This is a genomic window from Pseudoxanthomonas sp. PXM03 (genome assembly GCF_014852005.1).
GTDB lineage: Bacteria > Pseudomonadota > Gammaproteobacteria > Xanthomonadales > Xanthomonadaceae > Pseudoxanthomonas_A.
The window spans coordinates 190,193-208,327 of record NZ_JACVAU010000001.1; the positions used below are offsets into that span (position 1 = coordinate 190,193).

12 protein-coding genes and 1 pseudogene are annotated in these 18,135 nt (G+C 65.7%); 8 read left to right on the forward strand and 5 right to left on the reverse strand.

Annotation, left to right across the window (positions count from 1 at the left end):
* The 3 genes from IB223_RS00900 (at nucleotide 1) to IB223_RS00910 (ending at nucleotide 6,776) form a co-directional block, all read left to right on the forward strand.
* Nucleotides 1-3,051 carry a TonB-dependent receptor gene (locus IB223_RS00900; RefSeq protein WP_225590744.1) on the forward strand — a complete coding sequence of 1,017 codons (3,051 nt, stop codon included), beginning with the start codon at nucleotides 1-3 and terminating at the stop codon, nucleotides 3,049-3,051.
* A gap of 13 nt (nucleotides 3,052-3,064) precedes the next feature.
* Nucleotides 3,065-4,363: a hypothetical protein gene (locus IB223_RS00905; RefSeq protein ID WP_192199825.1), complete on the forward strand. Its 1,299-nt coding sequence runs from the start codon at nucleotides 3,065-3,067 to the stop codon at nucleotides 4,361-4,363.
* A gap of 115 nt (nucleotides 4,364-4,478) precedes the next feature.
* Nucleotides 4,479-6,776 carry an NADP-dependent malic enzyme gene (locus IB223_RS00910; protein WP_192199826.1) on the forward strand — a complete coding sequence of 766 codons (2,298 nt, stop codon included), beginning with the start codon at nucleotides 4,479-4,481 and terminating at the stop codon, nucleotides 6,774-6,776.
* 150 nt (nucleotides 6,777-6,926) lie between these two features.
* Here the strand turns inward: IB223_RS00910 and IB223_RS00915 are convergent, their stop codons facing one another.
* The 4 genes from IB223_RS00915 to IB223_RS00930 form a co-directional block, all read right to left on the reverse strand.
* Nucleotides 6,927-7,310, reverse strand: a complete 384-nt coding sequence (locus tag IB223_RS00915; RefSeq protein ID WP_192199827.1) for an STAS domain-containing protein — start codon at nucleotides 7,308-7,310, stop codon at nucleotides 6,927-6,929.
* Between the two features lie 112 nt (nucleotides 7,311-7,422).
* A complete protein-coding gene (locus tag IB223_RS00920) occupies nucleotides 7,423-7,812 on the reverse strand; it encodes an STAS domain-containing protein (protein WP_192199828.1) in 390 nt (129 codons plus the stop codon).
* Nucleotides 7,809-8,246 (reverse strand): ATP-binding protein, encoded by a 438-nt coding sequence (locus tag IB223_RS00925; RefSeq protein WP_192199829.1) that lies wholly within the window; start codon nucleotides 8,244-8,246, stop codon nucleotides 7,809-7,811. Before IB223_RS00925 ends, IB223_RS00920 begins: the two co-directional genes overlap by 4 nt.
* Nucleotides 8,218-10,245, reverse strand: a complete 2,028-nt coding sequence (locus tag IB223_RS00930; protein WP_192199830.1) for a SpoIIE family protein phosphatase — start codon at nucleotides 10,243-10,245, stop codon at nucleotides 8,218-8,220. Before IB223_RS00930 ends, IB223_RS00925 begins: the two co-directional genes overlap by 29 nt.
* Nucleotides 10,246-10,480: 235 nt before the next feature.
* On the opposite strand from IB223_RS00930, the gene aceE reads away from it, so the two are divergent.
* The 4 genes and pseudogenes from aceE (at nucleotide 10,481) to IB223_RS00950 (ending at nucleotide 15,181) form a co-directional block, all read left to right on the forward strand.
* Complete coding sequence (aceE, locus tag IB223_RS00935; protein ID WP_192199831.1) at nucleotides 10,481-13,174, forward strand: pyruvate dehydrogenase (acetyl-transferring), homodimeric type; 2,694 nt, start codon at nucleotides 10,481-10,483, stop codon at nucleotides 13,172-13,174.
* Between the two features lie 142 nt (nucleotides 13,175-13,316).
* Nucleotides 13,317-13,613 (forward strand): type II toxin-antitoxin system RelE/ParE family toxin, encoded by a 297-nt coding sequence (locus IB223_RS00940; protein ID WP_192199832.1) that lies wholly within the window; start codon nucleotides 13,317-13,319, stop codon nucleotides 13,611-13,613.
* 1 nt (nucleotide 13,614) lies between these two features.
* Nucleotides 13,615-13,893: pseudogene (locus IB223_RS00945) on the forward strand (addiction module antidote protein); the annotation flags it as partial.
* Between the two features lie 190 nt (nucleotides 13,894-14,083).
* Nucleotides 14,084-15,181, forward strand: a complete 1,098-nt coding sequence (locus IB223_RS00950; RefSeq protein WP_192199834.1) for a crosslink repair DNA glycosylase YcaQ family protein — start codon at nucleotides 14,084-14,086, stop codon at nucleotides 15,179-15,181.
* A 254-nt stretch (nucleotides 15,182-15,435) separates the two neighbouring features.
* On the opposite strand, the gene IB223_RS00955 is transcribed toward IB223_RS00950, so the two are convergent.
* A complete protein-coding gene (locus IB223_RS00955; protein ID WP_192199835.1) occupies nucleotides 15,436-17,457 on the reverse strand; it encodes a DUF2075 domain-containing protein in 2,022 nt (673 codons plus the stop codon).
* 164 nt (nucleotides 17,458-17,621) lie between these two features.
* On the opposite strand from IB223_RS00955, the gene IB223_RS00960 reads away from it, so the two are divergent.
* Nucleotides 17,622-17,999: a hypothetical protein gene (locus IB223_RS00960; protein WP_192199836.1), complete on the forward strand. Its 378-nt coding sequence runs from the start codon at nucleotides 17,622-17,624 to the stop codon at nucleotides 17,997-17,999.
* The last annotated feature ends 136 nt before the right edge of the window (nucleotides 18,000-18,135 follow it).

The following is an 18,135-nucleotide window of genomic DNA, read 5'->3' on the forward strand; positions in this document are numbered from 1 at the left end:
TTGACCCTGGCCCTGTTGGCCGTGATCCACGCGGCTGCGGCCCAGGAGGCGCCGTCGCAGGCGGCCGATCCGGCGCCGCAGGCAGCCGCTGCACCTGCAGTGGGCGACGATGCGACCAACCTGGACAAGGTGGTCGTGGTGGGTTCGCACATCCAGGGCGCATCGACCACCGATGCGTTGCCGGTGATGGTGGTCGGCGCGGAACAGATCGACGCCGCAGGCGCGATCTCCGGCGACGAACTGATGCGGACCATCCCGCAGATGGGCGACGTGCTGTTCGATACGTCCAACAATCCGCAGACAAGCAACGCGGCGCGCGGCGACGTCAATTCGGTGAACCTGCGTTCGCTCGGCGTCGGCAACACGCTGGTGCTGCTCAACGGCCGCCGGCTGGTGCAGCACCCGACCAGCCAGGGCACGTCGGACACGGGCACCGTGCCCGTGCAGAGTTTCAATTCCAACGCGATCCCGGTGTCGGGCCTGGACCGCATGGAGATCCTGCTGGACGGCGCGGCCGCGATCTACGGTGCCGACGCGGTGGCGGGCGTGGTGAACACCGTACTGCAGACCGACTTCGACGGTGTCAGCGCCAGCACGCGCTATGGCAGTGCCGAAGGCACCGGCATGCACGAGTTCGAGGTCAACCTGTTCGCGGGCCACAACTACGACCGCGGCAACGTGTCGGCGTTCCTCAACTACACCGACCGCTCGGAACTGATGGCGGCCGACCAGGACTTCACCGAGACGGACGATCTACGCGGACTGTTCGCGGACTATCCGGACTTCGCCGGCCTGTCCTCGCTCGACGGCCGCTCCTCGCACACGCCGTGGGCGCGCCTGAGCGTCGGCCCGCGTGCGGTGATCCGCTCCAACGGGACGGCGGTGACGAATACCGCAGGCGCGTTCCGCATCCAGCCGTCGGACTTCGGCTGCGGCGTCAGCCTCGGCAATGACCTGTGCCTGTCCAGCGGCAACCACAACTTCAACACCACCAACCGCGAGATGCGCTACGACACGCGCCACGGCACCACGGTGCGGCCATCGGTGGAGCGCATCAACCTGTTCCTCACCGGGCATCACGAGCTCAGCGACAGCGTGGAGGCCTTCGGTGAAATCGGCTTCTACCACGCGGTCAGCGAAGCGACGCAGCCACCGGTGGTGAACCTCAACAGCCTCTGGATCCCCGCCAGCAACTACTGGAATCCCTTCGGCGCCGCCACGCTGCCCGATGGCACGCCGAATCCGAACCGCCTGCCCGGCCTGACCAACGTGCCCGCCGCCGGCCTGCCCGTGCAGATGAGCAACTACCGCTACGTGGACACGGGCTTCCAGCGCGTGCGCGTGGAGAACTACCAGGCGCGCTTCCTCGCCGGCCTGCGCGGCGAGTGGAACGGCTGGAACTGGGAAACCGCGCTGCTGTATTCCGAAGCCGAGGCCGAAGACCGGTCGCCCAACATCAACATGACGGCGCTGCAGCGGCAACTGGCGCTGTCCACGCCGGATGCCTACAACCCGTTCAGTGGCGGCTGCGTGTCCACGCCGACCTACGGCGACTGTTCGCCGAGTTCGCAGGCGGCCGTCGACGGCATCGTGTTCGACCTGGTGCGCGAATCACGCACCACGCTGACCATGGCCGATTTCAAGATGAGCCGCGGCGACCTGTTCGCGTTGCCGGCCGGCAACGTCGGCATGGCCTTCGGTGCGGAGGCGCGCCGCGAGACGCAGCGCGACGACCGCGACGCCAACCTCGACGGCACCCATACCTTCACCGACATGGTGACCGGCGAGACCAACCCCAGCAACGTGGCAGCCGTCAGTCCGAACCCCGACACGCGCGGCTCGCGCAACGTGGGCTCGGCGTACGTCGAATTCGCGGTCCCGCTGGTGTCGGAGGACATGGGCATCCCGTTGGTGCACCGCCTGGACATGCAGCTGGCCGGCCGCTACGAGCACTACTCCGACTTCGGCTCCGTGGCCAAGCCCAAGGTCGCGCTGGCCTGGGACCTGGTGGAAGGCCTGCGCCTGCGCGGCTCGTATTCCGAGGGCTTCCGTGCGCCCAACCTGGAGCAGACCAACGCCACCCAGTACGCGCGCCTGGCCAGCGGCGTGGACCACATCCGCTGCGAAGCCGACCTGCGCGCCGGCCGCATCGCCTCGTTCAGTGCATGCGGGCAGAACACCGCCGGAGCGTCGCTGCTGGTGGCCGGCAACCCGGACCTGGAACCGGAGGAAAGCACCAACACCTCGTTCGGTGTGGTGTTCCAGCCCGCGTTCATTCCCGAGCGGTTCGGCAGCTTCACCTTCACCGTCGACCGCTGGAAGATCAAGCAGGAACAGATCGTCGGCTTGCTCGGCGCGCAGACCGCGCTGACGGTGGACTACCTGGCGCGCGTGGGCGGCGGCAGCAACCCGCTGGTGGTGCGCGACGCGCCCACGCAGGAGGACATCGACTTCTTCGCCGGCACCGGCATCGATCCGGTCGGCCAGGTCATCGCCATCAACGACCGCTTCATCAACCTGCAGCCGCAGACCGCGGGCGGACTCGACTTCGGCGTGGACTGGTCATTGCGCCGCACGCGCTTCGGCTCGTTCTCGGTCAACCTCAACGCGACCCGCCTGTTGGAATTCACCCGCGATCCCGGCGACATCGTCAACGCGCTGTACGCGGCGCGTGCGGCCGGCACGATCGATCCGCTAACGCCGCTCCCGGATTCCACCCGGCTGATCGGGCAGAACGGCCGGCCGGAGTGGCGCGCGAGCGGTTCGCTGACGTGGAACAAGGTGGCATGGCGCGTGGGCTACTCGGCGCAGTACATGAGCTCGTTCGAACAACCGCAGCTGCTCGGCATCTCCGGCGATCCGTGGGTCGTCGAAGACCGGCTGACGCACAATCTCTACGGCCAATACCGGTTCATCGATGGCACGGCGGTGCGCCTGGGCGTGCGCGACCTGACCGACGAGGGTCCGGCGCTGGCCGACGGCGGCTACCGCGGTTCGCTGCACAATCCGTGGGGTCGCTACTGGTACGTCAATATCAGCCGTTCGTTCTGAGGAAGCCGTTGCGATGCACCTGAGCCGTCACTGGATCACCGCCGCGTTCGCCGTGCTGGCCGCCACCGCGCTGTCAGACGGCGTGGCGGCGGCCGATGCGGAAGCAGCGTTCGCGCCTGTCGCCTGTCCTGCCTCGGTCGGTCCGCAGGTCGACTGCCATGAGGCGCAGGATGCGCACGGGGCCTGGCTGCTCGTGGCGATGCCGCGCACCTGGAACCGGCGGCTGATCGTGCATGCGCACGGCGGTCCGCGGCTCGGCGCACCGGAAGCGGGGGATTCCGGCGAGGACCTGGATCGCTTCGCGGTGATGGTGCGCGCCGGCTACGCGTGGATCGGCAGCACCTACCGTCGCGGCGGCTATGGCGTGCGCATGGCGGCGGCCGACGTGGACGTCAGCCGCCGTGTGTTCCGGGCGCGCTGGGGCCGCCCGGAGCGCACCCTGCTGCATGGCCAGTCGTGGGGCGGCAACGTGGCGGCGAAGACGGCGGAGCTGTACGCGCTCGACATCAATGGTCGCGCCAACTACGACGGCGTGCTGGCCACCAACGGCATGCTGTTCGGCGGCACGCGCGGGTACGGCTTCCGCGCGGACCTGCGCGCGGTGTACCAGTACTACTGCCGCAACCATCCGGCACAGGACGAGCCACAGTATCCGCTGTGGCAGGGCCTGCCTGCGGATGCGCGCATGACCCGTGACGATCTGCGCGCACGCGTCAACGCCTGCACCGGTATCGATCTCGCCCCTGCGAAACGCTCGCCGGACCAGGCGGCACGGCTGCGCGACATCCTCGCGGTCACCGGCGTCGACGCGAAGCAACTCGTCTCCCACCTGGCGTGGGGCACGTTCCACTTCCAGGACGTGGTGCAGAAGCGCCTCGGCGGACGCAATCCGTTCGACAACGCGAAGACGGTCTATCGCGGCTCGCACGACGACACGGCACTGAATGCCGGCATCGAGCGTTTCGCCGCCGATCCCGCCGCCGTCGCCGCATTGGCCTACGACGCCGACCTCTCCGGATTGATCGTGCTGCCCACCGTCACCGTGCACGCGCGCCACGATCCCACGGTGTCCTACGAAGCAGAAGCCGCTTACGCGGCCACCGTGGAGTCGGCCGGTCGCGGCCATCTGCTCCTGCAGGCGCTCACGGACGAACACGACCACAGCCGGCTGCAGGATGCGACGTATGCCACCGCATTGCAGGTGCTCGAGCGCTGGCTCGACAGCGGCGTGCGACCACCGGCCGATGCGTTCCGCGAGACCTGCGGCCGCCTGTCGCAGGCGCGCGACGGCTGCCGCTTCATCGCGCCCTGAGGCGCGCCTGCACGCGCCCCGCGTGACGCAGCGCCGCAATCGGCCGGGTCCGGCCATCACGGGGAAGGGGTAGAATTGCCGCTCCCCCGCCTTCACCACAGGCACCGTTTCCGCAATGACGAACGACGATTTCAAGCAGGCCGCGCTGGAATACCACCGGCTGTCCCCGCCCGGCAAGATCAAGGTCGCACCGACCAAGCCGATGCTCACCCAGCGGGACCTGGCGCTGGCGTATTCGCCGGGCGTGGCCTATGCCTGCGAGGCCATCGTCGAGGATCCCAACACCGCCAGCGAGCTCACCGCGCGCGGCAACCTGGTGGCCGTGGTCACCAACGGCACCGCCGTGCTCGGACTCGGCAACATCGGTCCGCTGGCCGGCAAGCCGGTGATGGAAGGCAAGGGCGTCCTGTTCCAGAAGTTTGCCGGCATCGACGTGTTCGACATCGAGATCAACGAGACCGATCCGGACAAGCTGGTCGACATCATCGCCTCGCTCGAGCCGACGTTCGGCGGCATCAACCTGGAAGACATCAAGGCACCGGAGTGCTTCATCGTCGAGCGCAAGTTGCGCGAGCGGATGAGCATCCCGGTGTTCCATGACGACCAGCACGGCACCGCGATCATCGTCGGCGCGGCGGTGGTCAATGCGCTGGAAGTGATCGGCAAGAAGATCGGCGACGTGAAGCTGGCCACCAGCGGCGCAGGCGCCGCGGGCATCGCCTGCCTGGACATGCTGGTCGCGCTGGGCCTGAAGCCGGAGAACATCCTGGCCTTCGACCGCGACGGCGTCATCTACACCGGCCGTCCCAACCTGGACCCGGACAAGGCGCGTTATGCGCGCCCGACCGACAAGCGCACGCTGGCCGAGATCGTCGACGGCGCGGACATCTTCCTGGGCCTGTCGGCCGGCGGCATCCTCAAGCCGGAGATGGTCGCCACGATGGCCGACAAGCCGGTCATCCTCGCGCTGGCCAACCCGAATCCCGAGATCTCGCCAGCCGATGCCAGGGCCGTGCGCCCGGACGTGATCATCGGCACCGGCCGCAGCGACTACCCGAACCAGGTCAACAACGCGCTCTGCTTCCCGTATATCTTCCGCGGCGCGCTGGATGTCGGCGCGACGGTGATCAACGAAGCGATGAAGGTCGCCTGCGTGCACGCCATCGCCAACCTGGCGCGGCGCGAAGCCTCCGACCTGGGCAGCGCGTACGGCGACGACGTGCCGTGCTTCGGCCCCGAGTATCTGATCCCGCGTCCGTTCGACCCGCGCCTGCTGGTGGAAGTGGCGGCGGCGGTGGCGCAGGCCGCGATGGACTCCGGCGTGGCGCTGCGCCCGATCCCGGACATGTGGGCCTATCGCGAGAAGCTGGGCCAGTTCGTCTACCGCACCAGCCTGATGATGAAGCCGGTCTACGACCGCGCGCGCGCCGACAAGAAGCGCGTGGTCTACGCCGAAGGCGAAGAGGAGACCGTGCTGCGCGCGGTGCAGACGGTGATCGACGAAGGCCTGGCGTTCCCGATCCTGATTGGCCGTCCGGACGTGATCGACGCGCGCATCGAGCGCCTGGGCCTGCGCATGCGCGCGGGCGTGGATTTCGAGCTGACCAACCAGGACGACGATCCGCGCTTCAACGACTACTGGCAGCATTACCACGCGCTGACCGCGCGCCGCGGCGTGACACCGGCGGCGGCGAAGAACCTGATGCGCTCGCGCCCGACCCTGATCGCCGCGGTGATGGTGGCGCGTGGCGAGGCCGATGCGCTGGTCAGCGGCATCGTCGGCCGCTTCCACAAGAAGCTCGGCTACGTGCGCAGCGTGATCCCGCTGGACCCGGGCGTGCAGTCGACCTCGGCGATGACCGGCGTGATCAACAACCAGGGCGCGTACTTCTTCCTGGATACGCACGTGCAGGACAACCCGACCGCCGAGCAGATCGCCGAGGCCACGCTGCAGGCGGCGTACCGGCTGAAGCTGTTCGGCATCGAGCCGCGCATCGCGCTGCTGTCGCACGCCAACTTCGGCAGCCACGAGACCGCCAGCGCGGTGAAGATGCGGCATGTGCGCGAGCTGCTGCTCAAGCGCAAGCCGGATCTCAACGTCGATGGTGAGATGCAGGGCGACACCGCGTGGGATGAAGTGCTGCGGAACCGCATCATGCCGGGCAGCACGCTGACCGGGCGCGCCAACCTGTTCGTGCTGCCGAATCTGGATGCCGCCAACATCACCTACAACATGGTGCGCGTGGTGACCGACGGCGTGGCCATCGGCCCGATCCTGATGGGCATCTCCAAGCCGGTGCACATCCTGACCACCAGCGCCACGCCGCGCCGCGTCATCAACATGACCGCCATCGCCGCCGTGGATGCGCAGATCCGCCAGCAGCGCGAAGCCGAGCGCAACGGGCCGGGTTGATCGGCCGGCATGAGGAAAAGAAAACGCCCCGCATGGGGCGTTTTTTCTGTGGATGCCATGTAGGAGCGACGTGAGTCGCGACCGCATGAATCAGGTGCCAAGGTGTCTGATGGCATGCGGTCGCGACTCACGTCGCTCCTACACGGGCAATCAGGCCTCTTCCTCGCCATCCAGGATCCGCCGCTGTAACGCGTCGAGATAAGCGTCAGCATCGGCGGTGGACTCGAAGATCTCGTCCATCGGCACGGCCTGCACGATCTCGATGACCTTGCGGATCTGTTCCTGCGGGTGCACCACCAGCAGGCGGCCTTCATGCGGGGCCAGGGCCTTGCGCGCCTTCAGGATGCTGCGCACGCCCGCGCTGCTGATGTAGTCCAGGTGGGCCAGGTCCAGCACCAGTGCCTGCGGGCGTGCAGCCAGCATCGGCGCCAGCTGTTCGTCGAGCTGTGCGTGGCTGGCGGTGTCCAGGCGGCCGCTGAGCAGCACGTACTGGTTGCCGTTGACCGGCGGGTAGATCTCAATCTCCAGCGTCATCGGGCATCTCGGTAATCCGGATATGCCGGGTGGGGGAGCCCGGGAGGGAGGGGAGGGACGCTGGATCGTAAATCAATCGCGCGGCGGGCGTATGGCCCGGGCGCGTGCTCGCTCAATCGTCGTCCTCTTCACCGGCGCGCAGCACCTTGCGCTGCATCACGTCCAGGTAGGCATCGGCTTCGGCGGTGGACGAGAAGATCTCGTTCAACGGCACGGCCTTGATCATGTCCAGCACCTTCTGGATCTGCGGCTGCGGATTGACCAGCAGCACCTTGCCGCCATGCGGCGCCAGCGTCTTGCGGGCCTTGAAGATCGAACGGATGCCGGCGCTGCTGATGTACTCCAGCCCGGACAGGTCCAGCACCAGCGAATGCAGCTGGCGGGTCATCAGCGGTGCGAGGGCTTCGTCCAGGTCTTCGTAGGTGTGCGTGTCCAGCCGGCCAGCGAGCGTGACGCGCTGGCTGCCCTTGCCTGTCGGGTGGATGTCGATGCTGAGGCTCATGCGTCGCTCTCCTCGGTTGGGATGCGCAGGGTCAGGCGCAGCACGTTGTAGTTGCCGATCCGCTGGTAGGCGGCTTCTTCCGCCACCTGGCGCACCAGGTGCAGGCCCAGTCCGCCGGTGGGCCGGTCGAGGATGTCGGCATCGAGATCCGGGGGCGGCTGGTCGAGCGGATTGAACGCGGCGCCACTCTCGCGGAACTCGAGCGTCAGCAGATGCTCGCGGATGCCGATGTCCACGCACAGTTCGTGCTCCTCGGCTCCCACGCGGGTCGGGTCACCATGCTCGATGGCGTTGCTGGCCAGCTCCTCCACGATCAGGCGCACGTCGCACTGGATCGCGCGGCTGACGCCGTTGTTGGCCAGCACGGCCTCCAGCGACGCATTGAGGTCGTCCACGCGGGCGTGCTCACGTGGGATGAACAATCGCATCTGCATGCGGGGTCTCCTGTGATGGCGGAGCTTCGGCCGAAGTGGTGGTGCTGTCCAGCCGGCGACGGATGGCCAGCACGGTGATGTCGTCCGATTGCGGGGCGGCGCCCGTAAATGCGTGAACCTGTGCGATCAGCCCTTCGCACTGGTCGCGTGCGGTCGCGCCCGGCAGCAGCGCACCGGGGATGCGTTCTGCACCGAAGGCCTGGTTCCCGGCGTCGAAGGCTTCGGTGATGCCGTCGGTCCACGCGAGCAGGGTGGCGCCCGCCGGCAACTGCCCTGACCAGAGCGGGAAGGTGTCGCCCACTTCGAAGCCCAGCGGCGGCCCGGGCTGCAGCGGCAGTTCCTCGTGGCGTCCATCGGCATGCAGCAGCAGGGGCGCGTCGTGGCCCGCGCTGGCGAGCACGCAGGCACCGCTGCGCACATCCACGCGCCCGCACAGCACGGTGGCGAACATGCACGCATCGTTGCCCTGCACCAGCCGGCGCGACGCCTCGGCGAGCACGCGTTCCGGCGAAGCGTGCGTGCTGGCGGCCACTTCCAGCACGGTCACGGTGCGGGCCATGAACAGCGCCGCCGGCACGCCCTTGTCGGAGACGTCGCCGATGGCGAACCACAGGCCGTCGGCGTCGGTTTCGATGAAGCAGTAGAAGTCGCCGCCCACGGCCTTGGCCGGCTCCAGTCGCGCGTAGGCCTCGAGGTGTGCGTGTTCGCGGTCGATCACGCGGCCCGGCGGCAGCATGGCCTGCTGGATCTCGCGCGCGATCGACAGCTCGCTCTCCAGCTTCTGCCGGGCCGCGGTCATGTCCTCGATCTCGCGAAGCTGCAGCTGGATCGAGCCGCGCGCGTGTTCCAGCGTGCGTGCCATCTGGCCGACTTCGTCCCGCCTGCGCACGAAGGGCACCGGCATGCTGTAGTCGCCCTGCGCCAGCCGCGCCGCCGACGACGAAAGCCCTTCCACCGGCTGGCTGATGTGGCGCGCCAGCTTGCGCACCACCAGCATGCACAGCAGCGCGAGCAGCGCGCCCACCGCCGCCAGCATCCACAGCGCCTCGGTCAGGCGGGCCATGATCAGCTCGTAGGACTGCGCGACCAGCAGGTTCCAGCCGCTGCTGCCGACCGGCTCCACCACGGTGTAGCGCCGCTCGCCGCTGACGGCATCCACGTGCGCGTACTGCAGGGGCTGGCGAACGCGTACCGCGTGTGCGGCTTCGCGCAGGTCGGTGCGACCGGCGCGCAGGATGTAGTCGTCCAGGGTCTCCAACCGCTCGACGCCCACCTCCGGATTCAACGCCAGCGTGCCGGCCGGTGCCACCAGCGTCACCCGCCATCCCGGCAGGTGCGCCAGCGCATCCACCAGGTCGGTCAGGTTGGCCAGCGGCAGGTCCAGGCTGACCATGCCGCGGGTGCGCGCGCCGCGCCCGGGTTCGCGCAGCGGCATGTTGTAGGTGACCATCCACACGGCGCCCGCGGTCTGGTTGAGGTAGGGCTCGGACCACCAGCCGCCGGGCGAGGCCACGGTGCGCTGGTACCAGCCCTGGTCGCGGAAACGATACCCGTCGGCGACGAAATCGCGGTCGCCGCCATTGCCGGCCACGTAGCGTGCGAACGGTGCGTCGTTGCGCGTGCGGGGCTCCAGGATCAGCAGGCCGCCCACGCAGCCGGGCGTGGCGTTCACCATCGCGCGCAGGGTGGTGGTCAGTTCGTCCGGCGACAGCTGGGCGTTGCCCACCAGGTCCGAGATGCCGTGCGTGGTGATCGTCACCACGTGCAGCGCGTTGTCCAGTCGTTGTGCGGCTTCCTGCGCGGTGGCGTGGGTGTCGCGGCGCGCGTCGTCCAGGATCAGCCGGCGCGCGAACCACGCCGTCGCCAGCACCAGCAACAGCAGCAGCACCACGTTGACCAGGCCGGCCCACAATGCGATGCGCGTGCGCAGGCTGCTGCGCCAGTGCGCGGCACCGGCGACATCATCTGGCACGACACTGCTGGGCACTGCGTTGCGCATGCCGACCCTGATCGTCGCGTTCCCCCCGGAAGCGGATCATAAGCTCACTTTTGCTTGCTGCATTGCAATACGGCAAAGGTCTGATTTTGGTGTGGTCATTGTCCCGGGACAGATACGCTGCATCCGCTCCATACGCCTGCGTAGCCAGGTCCCGCGGCGGGTGCGTGCGTTACACTTCAAGGCTCTAAAAGTATCGGCAATGCCGTGCCCCACGCGCGGCGCAACAGGAGCGGGAATGAACTGGTTGAACGAGATGTTGCAGAGCGATCCGGATCCGCAGGAATCCCGCGAGTGGATCGATTCCATGCAGGCGGTGATCGAGAAGAACGGCGCCCTGCGTGCTCACCAGTTGCTGGAAGGCATGGTCGAAGTGACCCGCCGCGCCGGCGCCTACCTTCCGTTCTCGCCCACCACCGAATACGTCAACACCATCGCGCCGCAGAACGAGGCCAAGAGCCCGGGCGACGCCGCGCTGGAATGGCGCATCCGCTCGATCATCCGCTGGAACGCGATGGCCACCGTGGTGCGCGCCAACCGCAAGCCCGGCGACCTGGGCGGCCACATCGCCAGCTTCGCCTCCGGCGCCACGCTGTATGACGTGGGCTTCAACCACTTCTGGCGCGCGCCGTCGGACAACCACCCGGGCGACCTGCTGTTCATCCAGGGCCACAGCGCGCCGGGCATCTACGCGCGTTCGTTCCTGGAAGGCCGCATCAGCGAGCAGCAGCTGGACAACTTCCGCATGGAAGTCGACGGCCAGGGCATCTCGTCCTATCCGCATCCGTGGCTGATGCCGGACTACTGGCAGACCCCGACCGTCTCGATGGGCCTGGGCCCGCTGGCGGCGATCTACCAGGCGCAGTTCATGAAGTACCTGGAGCACCGCGGCCTGATCGAGAAGTCCGACCGCAAGGTGTGGTGCTTCATCGGCGACGGCGAGAGCGACGAGCCGGAAACCCTTGGCGCGATCGCGCTGGCCGGCCGTGAAGGCCTCGACAACCTGATCTTCGTCGTCAACTGCAACCTGCAGCGCCTGGACGGCCCGGTGCGCGGCAACGGCAAGATCATCCAGGAGCTGGAAGGCGTGTTCCGCGGTGGCGGCTGGAACGTCATCAAGCTCCTGTGGGGCAGCTACTGGGATCCGCTCCTCGCCCGCGACACCAGCGGCGCGCTGAAGAAGCTGATGATGGAAACCGTCGACGGCGAGTACCAGAACTGCAAGGCGTTCGGCGGCAAGTACACGCGCGACAACTTCTTCGGCAAGTACCCGGAGACGGCGGCCATGGTCGCCAACCTGTCCGACGACGACATCTGGCGCCTCAACCGCGGCGGCCACGATCCGCACAAGGTCTACGCGGCCTACCACGAGGCGGTGAACACCAAGGGCATGCCCACGGTGATCCTGGCCAAGACGGTGAAGGGCTACGGCATGGGCTCGGCGGGCGAATCGCTCAATCCGACCCACCAGACCAAGAAGCTGGACGACGAGGCCATCCGCACGTTCCGCGACCGCTTCAACATCCCGGTCAGCGACAAGCAGCTGGAAGAGTCGGCGCAGGTGCCGTTCTACCATCCGGGCGAGGACTCGCCGGAAATCCAGTACCTGAAGTCGCGCCGCGCCGCGCTCGGCGGCTACCTGCCGCAGCGTCGCCGCAAGGCCAGCGAGTCGTTCGAGACGCCGAAGCTGGAAGCGTTCGACCGCCTGCTGAAGAGCACCGGCGACCGCGAGATCTCCACCACGATGGCGTTCGTGCAGGGCCTGAACATCGCGCTGCGCGACAAGCAGGTCGGCCCGCGCCTGGTGCCGATCGTCGCCGACGAGGCACGCACGTTCGGCATGGAAGGCATGTTCCGCCAGATCGGCATCTATGCGCCGTTCGGCCAGAAGTACAAGCCGGTCGATGCCGACCAGCTGATGTACTACCGCGAGGACCAGTCCGGCCAGGTGCTGCAGCAGGGCATCAGCGAGCCGGGCGCGATGTCGTCGTGGATGGCGGCGGGCACCAGCTATTCGGTCAGCAACGTGCCGATGCTGCCGTTCTACATCTACTACTCGATGTTCGGCTTCCAGCGCATCGGCGACATCGCCTGGCAGGCGGCGGACATGCGCACGCGCGGCTTCCTGCTGGGCGGCACCGCGGGCCGCACGACGCTCAACGGTGAAGGCCTGCAGCACGAGGACGGTTTCAGCCACGTCATCGCCGGCAGTATCCCGAACGTGCGCAGCTACGACCCGACCTTCGGTTTCGAGGTGGCGGTGGTGCTGCAGCACGGCATGCAGAAGATGCTGCAGGAGCAGGTGGACGAGTACTACTACGTGACCCTGATGAACGAGAACTACACCCACCCGGACATGCCGGAAGGCGCGGCCGAGGGCATCATCAAGGGCATGTACCTGCTGACCGATGCGGGCAAGCCGAAGAAGGGCGAGCTGCGCGTGCAGCTGCTGGGCAGCGGCACCATCCTGCGCGAGGCGATCGCGGCGGCCGAGCTGCTGGACAAGGATTTCGGCGTGACCGCCGACATCTGGTCGTGCCCCAGCTTCAACGAGCTGCGTCGTGACGGTTTCGACGCCGAGCGCTGGAATCGCCTGAACCCGGAAGCGAAGTCGCCGCGCAAGGCGTACGTGACGGAGCTGCTGGAAGGCCGCCAGGGTCCGGTGATCGCCGCGACCGACTACGTGCGCGCCTACAGCGACCAGATCCGCGCGTTCGTGCCGGGGTCGTACACGGTGCTGGGAACGGACGGCTTCGGCCGCAGCGACACCCGCGCCAACCTGCGCCGCCACTTCGAAGTGGACCGCTACTACATCGCCCACGCCGCCATCGCCGCCCTGGCGAAGGAAGGCAAGATGACCGGCAAGGACGTGTCCCGCGCGATCAAGCAGTACAAGATCGATGTGGAGAAGGCGAACCCGGTCACCGTGTGATGCACGCCGTTCCTCTCCGCGCGCGGAGAGGATGACCGGACGAAGAAGCGGCCCATGGCCGCTTTTTTGTTGGCCGACCGATTGACAGGCCGTGAACCATGGTTCACAGTCCAGGCCAGGTCGACGTCATGGATGACGCTGCATGATCGAGGTCAGGAAGACGCGGATATTCGAGGACTGGCTTGTTTCACTGCGCGACCGGCAGGCGAGGATGCGCATACAGGCGCGGGTCGATCGGCTCGCTTTCGGCAACCCTGGACAGCATCGCGTGCTGACCGGCGGGGTGTGCGAGATGAAGATCGATTGCGGCCCGGGTTACCGCGTTTATTTCACCCGCCACGGTGACGCGTGGGTGGTGCTGTTGTGCGGCGGCGACAAGGCATCGCAGCGTGCGGACATCAAGGCGGCGTTGGCGTTGGCGAGCGCGTTGGAGAACTGACATGGCACTGAAGACCACGCCCTGGGATTCGGCGGAGTACCTGAAGACCGAGGCGGATATCACCGCCTATCTGGATGCGTGCTTCGAGGAGGCCGGCGATGATCCTGCGTTCCTGGTGCATGCGCTGGGTGTGGCGGCGCGTGCGCGCAACATGAGTCAGTTGGCGCGCGATACCGGACTTACGCGCGAGGGTCTGTACAAGGCGTTGTCCAGCAGCGGCAACCCCAGCTTCGGCACGGTGCTGAAGGTGGCCGATGCGATGGGCTACCGGTTTGCGCTGGTCAGCAAGGGAGCCAAGCCGAGCCGCAGGGCGGGCAAGCGGGCCGTGGCGCCGGACGCGCCCACTGGCGCAGGCAGGCGGAGCGCCACGCAGGTCAAGCAGAGATGAGTACCCGTCATCGCATCCGGCGATGGCAGCTCACGCGTGACCACGCGATGCCGCGCACCGTCCGGCGGTGTGGCTCTTCGACATGAAGCTCACCCTCGACCACCTGCGTCGCTACGCCATCGCGCGCAGCCTGTTCAAGCCGACCACCCTGCCGCGCGCGATCCAGCGGCTGGGCTTCGTGCAGGCGGACCCGATCCGGGCGCCGGCACGCGCGCAGGACCTGACGCTGCGCCACCGCGTCGCCGGCTACCGTGCCGGCGATCTGGAACGGCGGTATCCGCGTCTGCCGCTGGAAGAAGACTTCTTCGTCAACTACGGTTTCCTGCCGCGCGAGCATCACCAGCTGATGCACCCGCGCAAGGCACGCGAGGCATGGACGCCCGCGCGCTGGAAGCAGGCGCAGGCGGTGCTGGCCTTCGTCAGCGAGCGCGGCACGGCGCATCCGCGCGACGTGGATGCGCACTTCGGGCATGGCAAGACCACCAACTGGTTCGGCGGTTCGTCCAACGCGAGCACGCAGTTGCTGGACGGCATGCACTACCGCGGTCTGTTGCGGGTGGCGCGTCGCGAGGGTGGTACGCGGGTCTACGCGCCGCGCGTCGGTGACGCAACGCCGGTCGCGATGTCCGATGCGGAAGCGAGGCTGGATGCGCTGCTCGACATCATCGTGCGCAAGTACGCGCCGTTGCCGGCGGCCAGCCTGGGTCAGTTGCTTGGCTATCTGCGTCGCGGCGTGCCGCAGTGGGAAGGCTTGCGCGCGGGGACGCTGAAGCGGACACGCCAGCGGCTGGGCACAGCTCGGGTCGATGGGGTGGACTGGTACTGGCCGGCGGACGAGGATCCGCGTTCGCGGCGCTGGAAGCCGGATGATCAAGTGCGGCTGCTGACGCCGTTTGATCCGGTGGTGTGGGATCGGCGGCGGTTCGAGTTGTTCTGGGGGTGGACGTATCGGTTTGAGGCCTACACGCCGGCGCCGAAGCGGAAGCTGGGGTATTACGCGCTGCCGGTGCTGTGGGGTGAGCGGGTGATCGGGTGGGCGAATCTGAGTGTGGTCGATGGGGAGTTGCGGTCGAAGTTTGGGTATGTTGATGGGCGTGGGCCGGGGGATGCCGCATCTCGTTTGGCGCTTGAAGTGGAACTGGAACGCATCCGGATCTTCCTAGGGCTCGGCATCACGTAAGCTGAGTTGATTTCATCAATCCAGCGTCTTTGCATTGAAGCCAGGAGATGCTGGGAAGATGAAGCTAGCCCAACCTAAGGACTGGAAGCAGACTGAGGGTCGAAAGTGAGCATTGGCTATGCGTAGTCCGGGTAAGTGGGGAGTGTCCGTTGTTTTTCGGCCAATCGTGGAGAGTCTTGGGTGTACATAAAGCTCCTTGTGCGGCCGTCGATCATGCATCGGGCTTCGCTGGCTTCAGCTTAAAAACCGTTTAGCTAGATGTGTGGAATCCCTAGCAGTCGCAAGTAATCGTACGTGCCATCGTAGTAGTCGGCGGCCCGAGTTGGGTCATTGACGCTACCCTCAGGGACGACGATCACCATGCCTTGCCGGGCCCGCGTCAAGAGAACGCGATAAGCGTTCTTTAAGTACGTACGACGCTCTTGTTTATTGATGCGATTCCAGCGAGTCCCCTTGAATTCGTGGTGTGACCAAGCATCGCCTGCGTGTCGCAGGTCCCCATCCCAGACTACGCAGGTCCAATCAAGCTCTAGGCCCTGCACCTGAAATTCCGTGGACACGTCCTCTAGGTAGTAGGAGGAGCGCACGTCTTCCTTGCCATCGAGAAACCAGCGCACAGGATCGGTCTTTACTCGAACATCGATGGCATGCGGCTTAAGGCGTTGTGCCTGTGACGAAACCACAATGCCGTAGCGCTCGGTTCCGCGCGCCTGATCGCATAGCCATTGCTTGGCACGGGGTAGATCGCGCGTAATCAGAATGGGATAGCGGGACTGCAGCTCGAGTAATGTAGCGCGAGCTGCTTCGACCTCAAGGTCAAGAACCTCCCGGACAAACTTACTCAGAGACTCGGCTCGGAACGAGCGCATAGAGGTAGCGAGATGGAGGGCCGGATTTGGATACGTATCAGGACGGGTAAGTACCTCTTCCAACACGTCACGACTGCCGTACTCGGATTCGTTGAGCTGTGGCGGTAAGTGCACGTCCCACCCAGTGAAGTGAGTCAGTATCGCTTCCAACCACTCCCGAATGCCCGCTTCACCGGTATTGATCTCCTGTCCGCCGCCTACCAGACAAATGACGGCAGCCCAATCTTGATGGCGGTCTAGGCAAGAGATAAGGAAGGCAGGTTCGGATCTATCAAAGTTTGGAAGACCTTTCTTTCTCGCCATGAACGAAGCGGTCTGTTCCAACGTCCACGCCCGCTGTGCCTCGTCGAACAGAACGACATGCTCCGGTGGCGCTGCTGAATCCCTTAGGCAGTCATCCCTGAAGTGATGAACGTTCTGAATGAATGCCGATACTTCCTGCCGAGCCTTGCCTTTGGGCAAGGTCTCGCCCGCCGCCGCGGCGCGTTCAACGCTGTCTCTTGCCAGCGCCTCCCGTAGTACAGCGACCAGTGGTCCATTGCCAGACAGGAATACGCTGTAAGTCGCTTCGTCCTTATCCATATGCCGGGTTGCGACATCTAGACCCACCAGCGTTTTTCCTGCGCCGGGGACGCCCGTGACAAAGCAGATGGCCTTTCGTCCCTGTGTGCGGGCCTGCTCTATGATTTGGTCAACTGCGCGCGAAGTCACGCCCAGATTCTGAGCGCCGGCATCGCTGCGCGAGATGCTATCAACCGAATGGCCGGCATAGAGCGCACGGGCGGCTTCGATGATCGATGGCGTGGGTAAATATCGGCCTTGTTCCCAAGCTTGTGCATCAATATCAGGGGCGTCAAAGAAAGACAGGCATTGCTCGATCGCCGCGGATAGGTTGCCGCCGCTGGCACACACTGGCCGTACAAGACCATCGTCATGAAGGGTGCCTTGGACTTCGATGGATTTCTGAGGTGCTTCGGTCGCCACAACCAGCGGCGCGATGCTGAGTCCGTGACTGGATTCATGGAAATGCTTGAGATCCAGTGCGTAATCCCACGCTTGGTCCAAGGCCGAGGAAGTGAAGTGCCGCTCGCCGACTTTGAATTCGATGACAAACAGAGCATGCCCCGCGATAAGGATCACATCAGCGCGTCGGCCCAACCGGGGAATGGTGTACTCAAAGTAGAGTTTTGCTGTGTCAGCAAGATGGGCTGGCAATTCCAGAATCTTGAGCAGCCGAATCTGTTCTAACCAAGCGTTCGTCTGATTGTGATCAACGTCGGCGCCGGTGTAACGAACCAGTTCACCGAGGATATGGTCTGGATCGGTATCAAGGAACTGGCGAAACCCGGCGCCGTACAGCCAGCGGCGTGGAGGGATAGGCGGATTCGTTGCGCTCGGGTGTCCCATGCTGTTTGGTTGCGGTTGGATTTGCCAAGGGTATCAGCTCAAGGGCGGCAAACAGATTGGCCGGTCAATGGCTCTTATCTGTCGTCCATGAAGCGCTGTCGATAGTCGCAACTTTTAAGACATTCCCAGGGCAGCCTGCAAGAAACTGACGACAGGAAGTAATCATGGTGCAAGGTGGCGATTTCTCCGTGTTTGAGTACATGTATCGAGATGCTGGGAACTGGAAGACCTATGGAGTCGTGCTGCTGACTGGATTTGATCAATCATCGGAAGCAAGAGTTCTAGAGTCCTTAGATTCGGGAAAGACCTTTGTTGCTGAGCAGGTATCGATTCCTGCGCTTTGCCAGAAGCATTGGAAGGATTGTGGCGATGGGCCAAGCGACATGGATCATGCATTCCATGAATTTGTGTGTCTGCGCTTGGCCACGATTGACGATCGGGAATCCCTTCGGGTTGAAGCGACTCTTGCGAGTCTGCTAGAGAGATTTTCTTCCGCGGCTGGCCGCTGGGACGTGCGCCTGTCTCCAAACTGCTTCATCTGAGCCTGCGCTACTGGTGTCCTACATCTGCCCGCAAAAAAAGCCGCAGCGTGAACGGACCCGTCGAGGTCTCGGGCACGAGTACGCCGCATCTCCCAGGCTCGAGCCCGCCACACTACATTCATTAGCCAATTCGATT